We start from the raw sequence: 976 nt of genomic DNA, 5'->3' as shown, positions 1-976 counted from the left end.
CTCTCTTGGCTCCAGGCCTCGTGCCGCCGCCAATCGGTCGGGAGACCTTCCAACGGTACGTCTTCAATTTCGACAGTGTCGGGGATCTCATAGGTGACCATGACCAGCTCCGGCAGGAGCGCGGGATCCTCCACATGGACCAGCTTTTCGAGGACGCAGAGCGCGGGCGATGTCGCGCAATAGGTGACGGCATGCCCCACGGTGTTCCAGCGGCCGTCGAAATGCAGGCCATAGCCGCCGTCCAGCGCCTGCGCATGCTGCCGGCCCGACAGGCGCCAGAGCCGCATCAGGCGGCCGCGCCCCAGGCGATCTTGCCGAGGATGGTCTCGATCACGCGCGCGCCGGCCTCGGTCTGCGCCACGACGAGCGGCGTCTCGCCGCCGAGCTCGGTGAGCGGGCGGCGCAGCCAACGGTTGGCCTTCTCCTGATCACCAAAGGTCTGCTCGGCCAGGGACTGCACGCGCAGGAGGCGCACGGCCCGGTCCGATTCATCGACCGTCAGCGGCTGCTGCTTGTCGGCGCGATGGCGGCGGGTGCGCTGCGGGATCACGAATCTCTCGATCTCCTGCTCGCTCATGCCCGCCTGGCTGAGCCCACGAAGAGCCGACAGGGGAAGCCTGTTGCGGACGGCGAGAGCCAGGTCGGCCTGCGAGCGCACGACCGTGCCGAGCACGCTCTGGCCTCCCAGCTTGCGGGCAACCTCCACGACTATGGCAATCGACATGAGAGCCTCCTTGCAGTCAACGGCAATACGCCTTAGACATATGCGGCATATTGCCGGAGAGCAAGAGCAGCTTTCTTCAGCAGGATTGTCCCCGAGGGATTTCAAAGGCATGGGCGGGGCCGTCGGAATACTCGCATGCCGCTGCACAAGGAAGGGGCCGGACGCCGTCGTCACCGCAGCACAGCGCAGAGGAACCCCCGGTCGGGGGCCCGCGATGCCGGCATCGCGGGGTGGCCCGCGGGGTTGACGGCA

2 protein-coding genes are annotated in these 976 nt (G+C 67.3%); both read right to left on the bottom strand.

The features are described from left to right. Positions 1 to 287: RES family NAD+ phosphorylase (locus V5F77_RS28930; protein ID WP_429008490.1), on the bottom strand; the 287-nt coding region annotated here is incomplete at its 3' end. After that, positions 287 to 724, bottom strand: coding sequence for a type II RES/Xre toxin-antitoxin system antitoxin (parS, locus tag V5F77_RS28925; protein ID WP_011993111.1), 438 nt, complete (start codon positions 722 to 724; stop codon positions 287 to 289). The genes parS and V5F77_RS28930, both read right to left, overlap by 1 nt. Between the last annotated feature and the right edge of the window lie 252 nt (positions 725 to 976).

The organism is Roseixanthobacter psychrophilus, assembly GCF_043195195.1.
In the GTDB taxonomy this organism is placed as follows: Bacteria; Pseudomonadota; Alphaproteobacteria; order Rhizobiales; family Xanthobacteraceae; genus NCEH01.
This window is presented reverse-complemented; position numbering and strand designations above follow the sequence as displayed.